Here is a 13,684-nt window from a genome sequence, read left to right as displayed (position 1 = left end):
TCGGTAAGCCTGTGAATCACAATCTCTCGCTCAGTTCAATAAATTAACAGGTCCTGAGCCTAGTATAAGAACCGGCTGAATGGCTCATATAAGTGTTTTGGCACTTGTTAAGCTTCTCAGCCCGCGCCATGTCATGGAGTATGACGCACTCATCGCCTTTTCAGAAGAATGAGCATAGCGTGCCGCCCGAGGCGCAGGCTGTGCATAACACGCTGTTTACTCTCGATAGTCATATCGACATTCCCTGGCCAGACCAGAATGATGCCTTTGAGAACACAGCTGCCCGCCATGCTGACCTGCCGAAGATGAAGCAGGGTGGTGTTTCGGCGGGTTGTTTTGTTGCATATATTGGCCAGGGGGCCAGGAATGCTGAGGGCCGTGCAAGGGCGCACGAGCAATGCCTGGCCATGCTTGATGTGATCAACCAGATGCAGGGCACGCATAATGGTGTAACAGCGCGTGTATGCTCAACAACCGATGAGATATCAGCAGCTTATGCTGCCGGGGCTATTGCTGTTATTCCTGCTGTTGAAAACGGCTATACGATGGGCGAAGACCCGGAGGCTTTGATACGTTTTCGGGCAAAGGGAGCCCGGTATGTAACGCTTACACATAATGGGCATAATGACCTGGCTGACTCAGCAGTGCATCGCCCTAGCCTGGGAGATAAGCCTGAAAATCATGGAGGCCTCTCTGCTCTCGGGCGCGAGGCGATCAGAGTGATGAATCGTACAGGGCTTGTGGTTGATGTTTCTCATGCGTCTAAAAAAACGATGATGCAGGCGGCCCGTGCTTCCCTGGTGCCGGTTGTTGCGACGCATTCATGCGTGCGTGCTTTATGTGATCATCCACGCAATCTGGATGATGAGCAGCTTGATCTGCTGAAAGAAACCGGAGGCGTTATTCAGATTACGGCTATGCCGGCCTTTCTGAAACCTAAAGAGGGAGAAGCCCGTCATTCAGCAGGGGTCTCTGACTTTGTGGATCATATAGATTATGTCGTAAAACGGCTTGGCCCTGAATATGTCGGCATTTCATCAGACTTTGATGGCGGCGGAGCTATTGACGGGTGGAGTAACGCTGCTCAGAGCGCGACGCTGACGGCAGAGCTGCTCAGACGCGGGTACGATCACAGTGAGCTTGCGGCTTTCTGGGGTGGGAATTTTTTACGTGTTCTGAAGAACGCTGAAGAAGTCGCTTCTCAGGTTTAAATATCAGAAAGAATGTGCAGGGCTATAATTTTTATTTTATTTGTCCACATTGCCTCTTGACACAGGTTTTGTCAGGTAATCGCCCTGCATTTTCTGTCTGTATTCAGGTTGAATTAAACAAAATCTTTTTATATCAATATGTTAGCATATGTGATTAAAAAGTGAGCAATATGTGAAAGTTGTGAGAAAACTGCGGTTTTCTGAAGATGTGAGCATAGTATACACAAAGTTATCCACACAATCTGTGGATGATTATGCTGAAGGGGTATCTGATGTCATCAGAGGTTTGTTCGCAACCTGCGTCACCTGACAGCGCGGGGGAGCAATCTGCTGCCGCTCTTCGGGGTGTTGAGGTTATCAGAGAGGCACTCAGGACCATGCCCCTCTCGCCAGGCGTGTATCGTATGCTGGGCGCAAAAGGTGAGGTTTTATATGTTGGTAAGGCGCTCGCGCTGAAAAAGCGTGTTGTGTCTTATACGCACACTGCGCGTCTGCCAGAGCGCCTGCGCCGTATGGTCTCTGAAACAGTTGCGATGGAGATTGTGACCACGCACACAGAGGCTGAAGCTTTGCTGCTTGAAGCCAATTATATCAAACGGATGAAGCCCCGTTTTAATATTCTGCTACGAGACGATAAAAGCTATCCGTGGCTGATGATGACCGGTGATCATACCTTTCCGCAAATTACTAAATATCGGGGTAAAACAGTTAAAGGTGCTGATTTATGGGGGCCGTTTGCTTCTGCCTGGGCCGTAAATCAGACTCTTAACCTGCTCCAGCGGGCTTTTTTGCTTCGCTCATGCTCTGATTCTGATTTTAACAGCCGAACGCGCGCCTGCCTGCTTTATCAGATCAAACGATGCTCAGCTCCCTGTGTTGGTCGTATTGATGAGGGGCATTATGCACAGCTGGTCAGGCAGGCTCGTGACTTCCTGTCGGGGAAGGACGTTACACTGCGTGAGGAGATCAGCTCTCAGATGCTCCAGGCCTCAGATGATATGGATTTTGAGCGGGCTGCTGTGTTGCGTGACCGTGTGCGGGCCCTGGCTCAGATGCAGGATTCTCAGGTCATAAATCCGCATTCCCTGGAGGAAGCGGATGTGATGGGCATCTGGCAGGAGGGTGGGTTAACCTGCATTCAGGTCTTTTTTGTGCGTGGTGGACGCAATAACGGGAGCAGATCGTTCTTTCCCGCGCATGTGCAGGAGCAGAGTGCGGAAGATGTGATGTCAGCTTTTATTGTGCAGTTTTATGAAGATAAACCGCCACCTCGCCAGCTGCTGGTGAGTGTTCTGCCTGAAGAATCCGTATTGCTTGAAGAGGCATTATCTTTGCAAAAAAGCCGCAGGGTTGAAATTCTCAACCCTCAGCGGGGTGAAAAAAAGCAGGTTCTTGATCATGCTGTGACCAACGCACGAGATGCGCTGCGGCGCAAACTGGCAGAAAGTGCAGGTCAGGCCAGGCTGCTCGAAGGCGTTGCGGCTGTTTTTGGTATGGACAGCCCCCCTAAGCGTATCGAAGTATATGATAACAGCCATATTATGGGCTCGCATGCGTATGGTGTGATGATAGTTGGCGGCCCTGAAGGCTTTGACCGGCGGGCCTATCGTAAGTTTCTGATTAAAGGACCAGTCACACCGGGTGATGATTTTGCCATGATGCGTGAGGTTCTCGAACGGCGTTTCGGTCGTGCTTTAAAAGAGGCAGAGGAGGGGGATCGCTCAAACTGGCCTGATCTGCTGCTCATTGATGGGGGTGCAGGGCAATATTCAGCTGTCAGGCGGGTGCTTGATGAACTGGGTGTAACAGGCGTAACGCTGGCTGGTATTGCTAAGGGGCCAGACAGAGATGCCGGGCGGGAGTGGTTTTATACGCAGGGGCGCCCTGCTTTTCAGCTCGATGTACGTGACCCGGTTTTATATTATCTGCAACGCCTGCGTGATGAGGCGCATCGTTTTGCAATTACAACGCATCGGGCCGGGCGCTCAAAGGCTCTGGTGCGTTCTGAGCTTGATGACGTTCCAGGTATCGGTCCGGGTAGAAAAAAAGCGCTGTTAAATGTATTTGGTTCTGTTCGTGCTGTCAGGCAGGCTGGTATAGCTGAGTTAGAATCGGTGCCCGGTATCAGCAAAGAGGTCGCCAGAGTAGTTTATGGGTATTTTCATCCCGACTGGTTGCCGGCATAAGACGGATGCAAAAATATAGTAAATTTTTAAGAAATGACTGCCGAATACAGAGTATAATGCGTTTCAGCCTGATGAAAAATAGGTTAGTGTCCTGACAATGTTGATCAATCTGCCAAATATTCTGACCCTCTCGCGTATTGTGGTCATTCCTGTGGTTGTGGCTCTTGCCGCCTGGGGTACCCCTCTGACCGATGCCCTGGCCTGCCTGGTCTACATTCTGGCAGGAATAACAGACTATTATGACGGCAAACTGGCACGCTCAATGCAGCAGCTGTCAGATTTTGGACGAATGTTTGACCCTATTGCCGATAAGCTGCTGGTTACGGCGAGCATACTCGTGCTGGCGGGTTATGATCGCTTGCCTTATTATTCTCTCTGGCCTGCAATTGTTATTCTGTGTCGTGAAATTCTTGTTTCCGGCCTGCGGGAGTATCTTGCCGGGAGAGATGCAACTCTGCCGGTTACACAGCTGGCAAAGTGGAAAACAACATTTCAGATGGTTGCTATTGGTTTTTTACTGGCTGGTGACAGCACAGCTGGTTTGCTACATTTGCCATGGGTGCCTGTTTCGCTGATTGGTGCTGTTTTGTTGTGGATTGCGGCAGTTTTAACTTTAATCACCGGGTGGGCTTATTTGATTACTGGCCTGCGTCACGTATCATTATAGTATGAATATTGCCTGCTAAAGGTTGGTTATAATAAAAATTCTGGTATACGGTTTGTGCCATGAAGCAGAGCGTCAGCGTCAGTATAAAATTGATATAGGATAATAACTTTAAATGATGCGAAAAGTGATGCTTCTTGGGGGCTGCCTGATGATTACAGGGTGCTCAGGGTTCGGCAAATTTGTTTCTGATACTGCGACACTGCCGGGCGCTAATCCTAATGCTCCCTTAGGGTCTGATCTGAATATGCGTCGGGTTAAAGGGTATGGTGCATCTGAAGCACCCATTCTCACGCAGGGTGGTAACGTCTGGCCTGGTCCTCCATCGCCTATGCCAACGCTTGAGGATGTTGAGAAAGATCGTATTGGTACAGCTCTGGGTGCGACCTCTTCAGCTGATGAGATGTTGCCGGACGGTGGTGAAATCAATCTTGATACATCCAGAAAAGTTGCACCCAGTGCCAAGCTGCCGGATGCTGAGTCGGATGCCGCCAGTAAGTTTGGTGCTAAACGCAGCAATGCCTCCGCCATTCAAATTCCTAATGGTGATGGCACTGTAACCATCATTCGTCCTGATGGCTCAGTGTATACGATCAAAGCTTCAGCTGCTCCGGCTGCAACTCACTGATCATATATGATGGTGAAACTGGCAGAGCAGGAGTTATTATAATGGCAAAGATTAAGGTTTTATACTTTGCGTCTTTGCGCGAGCAGCTTGGGTATGCAGAGGATATCATTGATGTGCCGCAGGCAGGCTTTGATATACAAAGTCTGATTACTCTTCTCGGTGAAAAAAAACCTCAGGTTAAGGCGGTGCTGACAGAAACTCCACGTTTGCGGGCTGCTTTGAATCAGACGCTTGTTTCTTTTACAACGGCGGTAAAACCTGGCGACGAAGTTGCTTTTTTTCCTCCTATGACGGGTGGATGAAAAACTGATGCAACATGTCGTGGTACAGGAGGCAGCTTTTGATGTCGGGCATGAATATACCCGACTTGCTGAGTTATCTGATCATGTTGGTGGTGTAAGTATTTTTGTTGGTTGTGTGCGTGACACGGCAGGCGACCTTCAAAGTCTGACGCTTGAACATTATCCTGGCATGACAGAAAAAATGCTTCAAAATCTGAGTGCTGAAGCATTTGAGCGTTTTCATCTCGCGGGTTGTACAATTATTCACAGGGTTGGTACGCTGGGTGTAGGTTCTCCGATTGTTTTTGTCGGGGCTGCTGCGGCACACCGGGCTGAAGCCCTTCATGCAACGGCTTTTTTAATTGATAAGCTGAAAACCGGCGCTCCATTCTGGAAGTGCGAGCAGTTTAAAGACGGTCGTCGTGTCTGGGTTGAGGCTAAAGCTGCGGATGATGAGGCCGCAGCTTTCTGGAGCTGAAAGCTAAAAATTTCTTTTATAATCAGCTTGATAAAACTTTATAGATGGCGTCTGTCAATGTCAGAAGATCAGCATCGCTGATTGTAAAAGCCGGCGTCAGATAGACAATATTGCGAAAAGGCCTGACCCATACTCCCGCCTGAATAAATTTCGTACGCAGGGCATCGGCATTCTCAATTTTTTCCAGCTCCACCACGCCAATAGCGCCTAATGTTCTTACATCTTTGACACCAGGCAGTGCTCTGCATGGCTCGAGAGCTTCAGTGAGAACTGTATTGATATGATTAACCTGTGCCAGACGAGGCTCCTGCTCAAACAGGTCGAGTGAAGCATTAGCGCAGGCGCAGGCCAGCGGATTGGCCATGAATGTTGGCCCATGCATCAGCGCATGTTCAGGGTTATCTGACAAAAAAGCTTCATAAACATGGCGTTGTGCTATCGTGGCCGCCAGCGGTATTGTCCCGCCCGTCAGTGCTTTTGAGACTGTAACAATATCAGGGACGATATCAGCCTGTTCGCAGGCAAACATAGTGCCTGTGCGGCCAAAACCTGTAAAAATTTCATCTAAAATCAATAAGATATTATGATCATCGGCGGCTTTGCGTATGTGGCGCAAAACATCAGGGCTATGAAACAGCATGCCACCGGCACCCTGCACCAGAGGTTCGGTAATAATGGCCGTTATCTCGTGGGCATGCTGTTCGAGCAGAGATAAAAACCGGGCTGTACTTTTTTCATCGACTGGCAGAGGGGAGATAATATGCTCACTCAGCACTGAGCCATACAGATGGTGCATCCCTTCTTCAGGGTCACAGACCGCCATCGTTGCCAGGGTGTCACCATGATAACCGCCTTTAAAGGCAAGCATTTTCGTGCGGCCGTTCTCACCTTTGTTCAGGCGGTACTGAATGGCCATTTTCATAGCGACTTCAACAGCAACTGACCCTGAATCTGTAAAAAAGACACGCTCAAGGTCACCTGGCAGCATATTGCTCAGCCGGTGTGCAAGCGTCAGGGCCGGTTTGTGTACTGTGCCGCCAAACATAATGTGAGGCATGGTACTGAGCTGTTTTTCAACAGCTTTACGAATATAGGGGTGGTTATATCCGTGGCAGGCTGTCCACCAGGCCGCAACCCCGTCTGTCAGAGTCGAGCCATCAGCCAGAGTAATCGTGCTGCCCTGTGTGCTGTGAGCCGCCAGTGGAGGAGCTGCCGTTTTCATCTGAGAGTATGGCAGCCAGATATGAGGCAGGCCCTGCTCATACCAGTCTGGCTGTGATGGGGTGAGTGGGTCTGGCTGTGAAGGCATCCTGATATTCTTTCTGATTGAAATAGATTGACCGTGGCGCACAGCTCCGGCACCAGATGTGTCATGACGCGGTTTGACTCTCTTTTCCAGCAGGGACTTCAGAAACTGGCAGAGCAGGGGCGCTTGCGTACCCAGCGCAGCCTTGATTCCTCGGGTGATAATTTTATCCGCTCTGACGGCACTGTTCTGGCTGATTTTTCTTCTAATGACTATCTTGGGTTACGCAGGCACCCGCTGTTACTCCAGCGCGCGGCTGAGTGGGGAGCACGTTATGGTGCAGGCTCAGGTGCTTCGCGCCTGGTCAGTGGCACCTGCTCGGGCGCACTCAGGCTTGAGCAACGCCTTGCCACTCTGAAAGGGATGGAGGCCGCCTGTATTTTCTCATCAGGCTGGCAGGCAAATGCTACTCTTGTTCCGGCCCTTGTGCGTCTTTGCGTGACAGCAACAGGGGCGCAGCCTGTCATTCTGGCAGATAAGCTGATTCATGCCAGCCTGTATCAGGGCTGCGCTGCCGCCGGTATCGTGCCGATTCGTTTTCGTCATAATGACCTGAAGCATCTTGCCACACTTTTAGAAAAATATGCCGATGCCGCGGGCATGAAAATTGTGCTGACTGAGAGTGTATTCAGCATGGATGGCGACCGTGCGGACCTTGCCGCGCTCGGAAACGTATGCCGGGCCCATAATGCCTTTTTGTGTGTTGATGAGGCTCATGCCACTGGTATTCTTGGCCATAACGGAAAAGGCCTGTCTGACGGGCATGCAGATCTGGTTATTGGCACATTCAGCAAAGCACTGGGTACGATGGGAGCTTTTGTCTGCTCGTCGTCGGCTGTGTGCCAGTGGCTGCGGACGAGCGGGTCAGGCTATATTTACTCAACAGCACCATCTCCCATGGTGCTTGGGGCGGCGGATGCGGCCCTTGATCTGCTGACTGAGCCTGAAACTGAAGAGGTAAGATGCAAAGTTGCCGCTCTCTCTGAACGTTTACGCCAGCATGTTGCCGCAGCAGGCCTGGAGACGGGACCGTCGTCAACGCAGATCGTCCCTGTTGTAGTGGGACGTGAGCAAACAGCTTTGCGTCTTGCGCAGCTGATGGAAGAAGCGGGGTTTCTGACCGTAGCGATTCGCCCGCCAACGGTGCCGCCCGGCGCCTGCCGCCTGCGGATTGTGATACATGGTAACCATACAGAGCCGCAGATTGATGCGCTGGCCCATTGCCTGGTTACAGCATGGAAGAGCATGCAATGAGTATACAGGGTCTCAAACCTGTTTTTGTACATGGCTGGGCCTGTGGGCCTGAGATATGGGCACCTTTGCAGCAGCAGCTTGGCTGGGACGGAGTTTGTCGTGTTGACCTGGGGTATTTTGAACCATCACCGCAAAATGGCAGTGTGAATCCAGCTGAATTTTTGCAGAATGCAGGTGGTCAGCCCATACTGGCGACAGGTCATTCACTTGGTTTGCTATGGCTGCTCTCACAGCGCGACTGGCCTGAAGGTAGCCGTTTTGTAGGTATCAATGCTTTTGGGCGCTTTAGCGCGGCTGAAGGGTTTGCCGCAGGTGTGTCACCACGTGTTCTCAGCCGTATGCGGGCAGGTCTGACACGTAATGCGTATGACGTGGCAGAAAACTTCAGGGCGCGCTGTGGTCTGCCTGTGCCTGAAGGCGTTTCCTGCAATGCTGATGTGCTTGATGAAGGGCTTGCTCTGCTGGCTGAGGGTGATGTGCGTGAGAAGATGCAGTATATTGCCTGTAAAAGAAATTTATTGCTTCTGGCCGGTGGGGATGACCCGATAGTTCCCCCGGCCATGACACGAAATGCTGTACCCGCTGAAGCGGAAATCGTCTGGCAGTCAGATGGCGGGCATATGCTACCCGTCACACATGTCTCGTTTTGTGCAGACCACATTAAAAATTTTATCAGTAAGGCAGTCTGAATAAAAATGACCGGAATTTCTCGTCAGAATCGTATCTGCCAGAGCTTTAACCATGCTGAGGCCTATGATGAAGCCGCCAGCATGCAGCGCTATGTTGCCCGGCAGCTTTTTGAGCGTATCAAAACAGCTCAGGCACAACATCAGCCAGCCAGGATTCTTGAACTGGGGTGCGGGACCGGGTTTCTGACCACTTTGCTCGCAGCGCACTGGCCTGATGCAGATATCATCGCGACAGATTTTGCACCGCAAATGGTACAGCGTATGCAGGCGCGCCTTGGGGAGCGTGTTACTGGTCATGTGATGGATGCTGCGGCACCTGATGTCGAAGGGTCTTTTGATATTATCTGCGGCAGTCTGGTGTTTCAGTGGCTGGATAACCCGCAGGCTGTTTTACTGCACCTTGAAAAGATGCTGAAGCCGGGTGGCAGGCTCTTCTTTTCCACGCTGACACAGGGTACTTTTGAAGAGTGGCAGCAGGCCTGTACATCTGAATATTCAGTGGGGACACCTGATTACCCCACTCTGGCAGCGCTGCAGTCATGCAGGCCGGCTTTATGTGCCGGCAGCTGGGAGGGGGCCTGTTATATTCAGCCCTTTAACAGCGCAAGAGCCTTTTTACATCATCTGAGCCAGACCGGTGCCTGCGTTCCTGTTGCGGGTTATAAGCCGTTGCAGCCCGCTGCATTGCGTCAGGCTATGAACCGTTTTGAGGGCGGAGGCTGTGCCATCTCGTGGCATATTGCTTATGGCTGTTTTCAGCGGCCCGTACGTGCCGGTGTGTTTGTAACCGGTACAGATACCGGGGTAGGAAAAACATTTATCTCTGCCTGTCTCGTAAAAGCCTGGTCAGCACTTTACTGGAAACCGCTGCAAAGCGGCCTGGCAGATGAACCAGGTGACACATTGACTGTCACGGAGCTTGCCGGGGCAGATGCCGCCTCCTGCCTGCCTTCTGTCGGTGCATTTCAGGCTTCTTTGTCTCCCGAAGCTGCCGCCCGTGCTGAAGGCGCAGAGATTGACCCTGACAGCCTTGTTCTTCCCCTGGCAGAGAATGATCGTCCACTGGTTGTCGAAGGTGCTGGCGGGCTTATGGTGCCGGTGACAGACAGGCTTATGATCTGTGATCTGATTGTTCGCTGGGCTTTACCCGTTGTCGTTGTGGCGCGCAGTGGCCTGGGTACACTTAACCACACGTTGCTGACACTTGAGGCCTTAAGAAACCGTGGTGTTGCAATAGCCGGTGTTGTGCTTAACGGGCCACCGGATGAAGATAATTGCCGTGTGATCGAAGAAAAAGGGCGTGTGCGCATTCTGGCACAGGTGCCGCATCAGTCGGTCGTTTCGGCTGAAACTGTTGCTGAAGCCTCCAGGAAGTTACCCTCCTGGAGTGATGTGTCTCCCTTCTGAAATCAGGGGAGGCGTATGATCCTGCAGGGGGTTCCGGCTTGTGCCGGTGGTGCCCCCGGGGCGCGCAATAACAGGGCATCGCTTTGGGAGAGGATGCAGAGCTGTGCCGAATCCTGCGAGTCAAAGGGTACTGCAACAGGCAGATCGCTTTCAGGCTTCTTGACCAGTGTGCAGCGCAGAAAATCCTGCCGGTGATCGTTCTGCCTGACGTCAGCCCCCAGAATCGCATTTTCACTTTCAATGTCAGCTGAGACGGGCTGCCCTATAAGGGCGTGCACGGCAGGGGCTACAAAAATAACCGAGCAGACCATAGCCGCAACCGGGTTGCCTGGCAGACCAATGATGGGTGTTCCCTGAATTTGCCCTGACATCAGCGGTTTGCCCGGGCGCATAGCAATCTTCCAGAAGTCGAGGGAGAGGCCGTGAGCTTTCAGAGCGTCCTGTACAATGTCATATGTGCCAACACTGGCGCCACCAATGGTAATGAAGAGATCAAAGCGCGTTGTATGCGCCAGAGCAGAAGCCAGAGCTGTATGGTTGTCTCGTGCGATAGGCAGAATAACAGGTTCAGCTCCGATGGTTCTGAGCAGGCCTGACACCATAAAAGCAGCTGAGTTCACAATCGAATCGGGTTGTGTCGGGTCACCTGGCAGGGTGAGTTCATCTCCGGTAGAGAGAATGCCTACGCGCGGGCGCTGTGCAACGCTGAGCCATGTGTAACCAGCTGCTGCTGCCAGGCCGATGTCACGGGCAGTCAGTCGTTTACCGGCACTCAGCAGGGTTTGCCCTTTCTGAAAATCTTTTCCCTGCCTGCGAATAAACTGCTGTTCGTCGCTGCTGGTTTGCAGCGAGACAGATTCGCCTTCACGTATCACATTTTCCTGCAAGATGATTGTGCTTGTCCCGGCAGGTATCTGGCTGCCGGTAAAAACACGAATACAGGTGCCAGGGGCAATGTGTTGCGTGGTGGGGTGGCCTGCTGGTGCTTCACCGGTAACCGTGAGTACTGCGCCCTTTATGGCGTCTTCTGTCCGGGCGGCATACCCATCCATTGCAGAGACCGAAACAGGGGGGTTAGACAGGCGGGCGACCACCGGTTCAACCAGGATACGCCCTGTTGCGTCAGCGAGAGAGACGGTTTCAGGGCCGCAGGGAGAGATTTTTTCGAGAATTCTGGCGCGCGCAACTGCCACATCCAGCATTTTTTTGCTCCTTTTGGCTCTTCTGTGCATATCTATGCAGCAAGAATACTTGACCTTTGGCGTTAGTATGCGCATTTTGCGTCGAATTGAATACTAGCTGGACATCGTGTCCGGTTAACCCATGATGCTCAGCTGAGGAAGTTATGGCTAAGACAAACGTTATCAAAATTCGTCTCGTTTCCACGGCGGATACCGGTTATTTCTACGTTACGAGAAAAAATGCTCGTGCGCACACCGGTAAAATGGAACTCAAGAAATACGATCCGGTTGCTCGCAAGCACGTCGTTTTTCGCGAAGCAAAAATTAAGTAATCTGTTTTTTCTTTAAAACAGTATTACAGCAGACTCGGCGTCCTTACGGGCGCCGTTTTTGTTTGGGGCGGGATCAGTCTGCCGCAGGGGCAAGGCAGGCAGCTCCCGGCACTTTTCAGGAAAAAGAGTCTCCGCTGTTTTAAAAAAGCGGATCATGCCTGTCATAAGGTATGACAATATCATTTTTGTTCGCCAGGTTGAGCATAGCCCGCGCCCGTTCATCCAGCATGTCTTTGTCGAGTGAATGATCGCGCAGGTCATTAACACGCCGGCGCCAGGCAGCTTGTTCTGCCGTGGCGTTAAGCTGAGCCTGTTTTGCCTGGTCCAGCAGCACAAGCTGCTCTTTATACGCTCTGGTGCCGTGGTCGCCCTGTGTGGCGTTCCAGCCAAAATAGCCGGCAATGCTTAAGAAAACCAGCGGAGGAACAACAGCGCGGACGGTGCGCCTTATCATGCGGCCCAGATTCACGTTGATATTCTTTCCTGCTGTTTAACCTGTTACGTCAGTGTAAGCTATTACTGGCCACCTGTGCCAGGAATTTTGAACTTTTTGTAAGCTTGTTTGCCATAAAATGCAGCGGCTCTGGTACCGTGGCTAAGCCAGCGGTACCAGATGAGATAATTTTAGCGCTTCAGAATGGTCTGCCCTGCATATTGCGCAGCCGTTGCCAGCTGCTGCTCAATGCGAATCAGCTGGTTATATTTAGCTGTGCGGTCAGAGCGGGAGAGGGAGCCTGTTTTAATCTGCCCACAGTTGGTCGCGACTGCCAGATCAGCAATGATAGAGTCTTCAGTCTCGCCGGAGCGATGGCTCATAACCGCAGTGTAGCCTGCTTTATGTGCCATTTCGATGGCCTGAAGTGTTTCAGTCAGTGTGCCAATCTGATTCACTTTGATGAGAATAGAGTTGCCAACACCAGTCTCAATGCCACGACGCAGACGCTCGGGGTTGGTTACAAACAAATCGTCACCAACCAGCTGAACTTTTTTGCCAAGTGTGCTGGTCAGCAGGCTCCAGCCTTCCCAGTCATCTTCCGCCAGGCCATCTTCGATAGAAACGATAGGGTAGCGTTTTGTCAGATCTTCCAGGTAAGCGACCATCTGGGCAGAATCGAAAACCTTCCCTTCGCCCTTCATGTCATAGCGGCCATCGCGATAAAATTCGGTCGAGGCACAGTCGAGCGCGAAGGTAATGTCTTCACCAGGGCGGTAGCCAGCAGCCTCCACCGCGCGGGAAATGAAGGTCAGTGCTTCGTCTGCTGACTTCAGAGCCGGGGCAAAACCGCCTTCATCACCGACATTTGTATTATGACCGGCATCTTTAAGAGCTTTTTTCAGCTGGGCAAAAATTTCGGATCCCCAGCGAATACCATCAGCGACAGTTGGTGCGCCAACGGGCTGGATCATAAATTCCTGAATATCGATGGGGTTGTCTGCATGCTCACCGCCGTTGACGATGTTCATCATTGGCACAGGCAGAGTGTGAGCGAAAACGCCCCCTACATAGCGGTAGAGTGGTACACCCAGCTCAGCTGCTGAAGCTTTTGCAACAGCAAGGGAGACACCAAGAATCGCATTGGCGCCCAGGCGGCTTTTATTGGGTGTGCCATCAAGGTCGATCATCGCATTATCAATGTCGATCTGCTCTGACGATTCGAAACCCTGAAGTGTGGGCAGGATTTCACTTTCAATATTTTCAATGGCTTTCAGAACGCCTTTGCCGCCAAAGCGTTTTTTGTCGCCATCTCTGAGTTCAACCGCCTCATGTGCACCGGTTGAGGCACCTGACGGAACAGCAGCCCGGCCAACTATGCCAGAGGCGAGTTCTACATCAACCTCAACAGTGGGGTTACCACGGCTGTCAAGAATTTCACGTGCTACGATATCTGCAATGACACTCATGTTTTTTATTCCCGTTGCTTATAGCCAGAGAGCGCTCCGGCTGCGATGGTCCTGTTTTGTTGTTTAGTGTCTCAAAAACACGAAGGGGCCATCGGCCTGTTGCCTAGTGGCCTCCTGTTGGGCTTCTCTGTCAACCTGTCTCTTGTCGTAAAAGCGTATCAAAAA

At 51.7% G+C, this 13,684-nt stretch carries 14 protein-coding genes; 10 read left to right on the top strand and 4 right to left on the bottom strand.

From position 1 onward, the window contains the following. The first annotated feature begins 140 nt into the window (after nucleotides 1-140). The 6 genes from HK25_RS04185 to HK25_RS04160 all read left to right on the top strand — a co-directional run bounded on the left by HK25_RS04185 (nucleotide 141) and on the right by HK25_RS04160 (nucleotide 5,448). Nucleotides 141-1,211: a dipeptidase gene (locus HK25_RS04185; RefSeq protein ID WP_086635419.1), complete on the top strand. Its 1,071-nt coding sequence runs from the start codon at nucleotides 141-143 to the stop codon at nucleotides 1,209-1,211. 272 nt (nucleotides 1,212-1,483) lie between these two features. Further along, entirely contained in the window at nucleotides 1,484-3,397 is a 1,914-nt protein-coding gene (uvrC, locus tag HK25_RS04180; RefSeq protein WP_086635418.1) for an excinuclease ABC subunit UvrC, read from the top strand. 97 nt (nucleotides 3,398-3,494) lie between these two features. Next, nucleotides 3,495-4,064, top strand: a complete 570-nt coding sequence (gene pgsA, locus HK25_RS04175) for a CDP-diacylglycerol--glycerol-3-phosphate 3-phosphatidyltransferase (RefSeq protein ID WP_086554130.1) — start codon at nucleotides 3,495-3,497, stop codon at nucleotides 4,062-4,064. A 112-nt stretch (nucleotides 4,065-4,176) separates the two neighbouring features. After that, the gene (locus HK25_RS04170; RefSeq protein WP_233127671.1) at nucleotides 4,177-4,689 is read left to right on the top strand and encodes a hypothetical protein; all 513 of its coding nucleotides are present in this window, start codon (nucleotides 4,177-4,179) and stop codon (nucleotides 4,687-4,689) included. 41 nt (nucleotides 4,690-4,730) lie between these two features. Next, nucleotides 4,731-4,991 carry a molybdopterin converting factor subunit 1 gene (gene moaD / locus HK25_RS04165; RefSeq protein WP_086554230.1) on the top strand — a complete coding sequence of 87 codons (261 nt, stop codon included), beginning with the start codon at nucleotides 4,731-4,733 and terminating at the stop codon, nucleotides 4,989-4,991. A 7-nt stretch (nucleotides 4,992-4,998) separates the two neighbouring features. Then, entirely contained in the window at nucleotides 4,999-5,448 is a 450-nt protein-coding gene (locus HK25_RS04160) for a molybdenum cofactor biosynthesis protein MoaE (RefSeq protein ID WP_086635416.1), read from the top strand. Nucleotides 5,449-5,470: 22 nt separating this feature from the next. On the opposite strand, the gene HK25_RS04155 is transcribed toward HK25_RS04160, so the two are convergent. Then, a complete protein-coding gene (locus HK25_RS04155) occupies nucleotides 5,471-6,757 on the bottom strand; it encodes an adenosylmethionine--8-amino-7-oxononanoate transaminase (protein ID WP_086635398.1) in 1,287 nt (428 codons plus the stop codon). A gap of 63 nt (nucleotides 6,758-6,820) precedes the next feature. Between HK25_RS04155 and HK25_RS04150 the strand changes: the two genes are divergently transcribed. Genes HK25_RS04150 through bioD form a run of 3 tightly spaced genes read left to right on the top strand, consistent with a single transcriptional unit; the run spans nucleotide 6,821 to nucleotide 10,104 of the window. Continuing rightward, nucleotides 6,821-8,008 carry an 8-amino-7-oxononanoate synthase gene (locus HK25_RS04150; RefSeq protein ID WP_086635397.1) on the top strand — a complete coding sequence of 396 codons (1,188 nt, stop codon included), beginning with the start codon at nucleotides 6,821-6,823 and terminating at the stop codon, nucleotides 8,006-8,008. Further along, on the top strand, nucleotides 8,005-8,697 hold the full coding sequence (locus HK25_RS04145; RefSeq protein ID WP_086554133.1) for an alpha/beta fold hydrolase: 693 nt from the start codon (nucleotides 8,005-8,007) through the stop codon (nucleotides 8,695-8,697). The genes HK25_RS04150 and HK25_RS04145 overlap by 4 nt, the downstream gene beginning before the upstream one ends. A 6-nt stretch (nucleotides 8,698-8,703) precedes the next feature. Further along, a complete protein-coding gene (bioD, locus tag HK25_RS04140) occupies nucleotides 8,704-10,104 on the top strand; it encodes a dethiobiotin synthase (protein WP_086635396.1) in 1,401 nt (466 codons plus the stop codon). A gap of 2 nt (nucleotides 10,105-10,106) precedes the next feature. Here bioD and glp read toward each other — a convergent pair whose 3' ends face one another. Continuing rightward, a complete protein-coding gene (gene glp, locus HK25_RS04135; RefSeq protein WP_198945943.1) occupies nucleotides 10,107-11,381 on the bottom strand; it encodes a gephyrin-like molybdotransferase Glp in 1,275 nt (424 codons plus the stop codon). 68 nt (nucleotides 11,382-11,449) lie between these two features. Here glp and rpmG point away from each other — a divergent pair, with 68 nt between their 5' ends. Further along, nucleotides 11,450-11,617, top strand: coding sequence for a 50S ribosomal protein L33 (rpmG, locus tag HK25_RS04130; RefSeq protein WP_086554136.1), 168 nt, complete (start codon nucleotides 11,450-11,452; stop codon nucleotides 11,615-11,617). A gap of 139 nt (nucleotides 11,618-11,756) precedes the next feature. Here the strand turns inward: rpmG and HK25_RS04125 are convergent, their stop codons facing one another. Beyond that, complete coding sequence (locus tag HK25_RS04125) at nucleotides 11,757-12,086, bottom strand: septum formation initiator family protein (RefSeq protein ID WP_086554137.1); 330 nt, start codon at nucleotides 12,084-12,086, stop codon at nucleotides 11,757-11,759. A gap of 155 nt (nucleotides 12,087-12,241) precedes the next feature. Then, nucleotides 12,242-13,519: a phosphopyruvate hydratase gene (eno, locus tag HK25_RS04120; protein ID WP_086554138.1), complete on the bottom strand. Its 1,278-nt coding sequence runs from the start codon at nucleotides 13,517-13,519 to the stop codon at nucleotides 12,242-12,244. Between the last annotated feature and the right edge of the window lie 165 nt (nucleotides 13,520-13,684).

Origin of the sequence: Acetobacter sp. DsW_059 (genome assembly GCF_002153695.1) — a bacterium.
Lineage (GTDB): Bacteria > Pseudomonadota > Alphaproteobacteria > Acetobacterales > Acetobacteraceae > Acetobacter > Acetobacter thailandicus.
Note: the sequence above shows the minus strand (reverse complement) of the source record. Positions and strands in the feature narration are given on the sequence as shown.

What these genes read in the sequence shown, in the direction of transcription:
- HK25_RS04185 (WP_086635419.1), top strand. Translation starts at nt 141, where the DNA reads ATGACGCACTCATCGCCTTTTCAGAAGAATGAGCATAGCGTGCCGCCC.
- eno (WP_086554138.1), bottom strand. Translation starts at nt 13,519, where the DNA reads ATGAGTGTCATTGCAGATATCGTAGCACGTGAAATTCTTGACAGCCGT.
- pgsA (WP_086554130.1), top strand. Translation starts at nt 3,495, where the DNA reads ATGTTGATCAATCTGCCAAATATTCTGACCCTCTCGCGTATTGTGGTC.
- HK25_RS04155 (WP_086635398.1), bottom strand. Translation starts at nt 6,757, where the DNA reads ATGCCTTCACAGCCAGACCCACTCACCCCATCACAGCCAGACTGGTAT.
- rpmG (WP_086554136.1), top strand. Translation starts at nt 11,450, where the DNA reads ATGGCTAAGACAAACGTTATCAAAATTCGTCTCGTTTCCACGGCGGAT.
- moaD (WP_086554230.1), top strand. Translation starts at nt 4,731, where the DNA reads ATGGCAAAGATTAAGGTTTTATACTTTGCGTCTTTGCGCGAGCAGCTT.
- uvrC (WP_086635418.1), top strand. Translation starts at nt 1,484, where the DNA reads ATGTCATCAGAGGTTTGTTCGCAACCTGCGTCACCTGACAGCGCGGGG.
- glp (WP_198945943.1), bottom strand. Translation starts at nt 11,381, where the DNA reads ATGCGCATACTAACGCCAAAGGTCAAGTATTCTTGCTGCATAGATATG.
- bioD (WP_086635396.1), top strand. Translation starts at nt 8,704, where the DNA reads ATGACCGGAATTTCTCGTCAGAATCGTATCTGCCAGAGCTTTAACCAT.
- HK25_RS04150 (WP_086635397.1), top strand. Translation starts at nt 6,821, where the DNA reads ATGACGCGGTTTGACTCTCTTTTCCAGCAGGGACTTCAGAAACTGGCA.
- HK25_RS04160 (WP_086635416.1), top strand. Translation starts at nt 4,999, where the DNA reads ATGCAACATGTCGTGGTACAGGAGGCAGCTTTTGATGTCGGGCATGAA.
- HK25_RS04145 (WP_086554133.1), top strand. Translation starts at nt 8,005, where the DNA reads ATGAGTATACAGGGTCTCAAACCTGTTTTTGTACATGGCTGGGCCTGT.
- HK25_RS04170 (WP_233127671.1), top strand. Translation starts at nt 4,177, where the DNA reads ATGATGCGAAAAGTGATGCTTCTTGGGGGCTGCCTGATGATTACAGGG.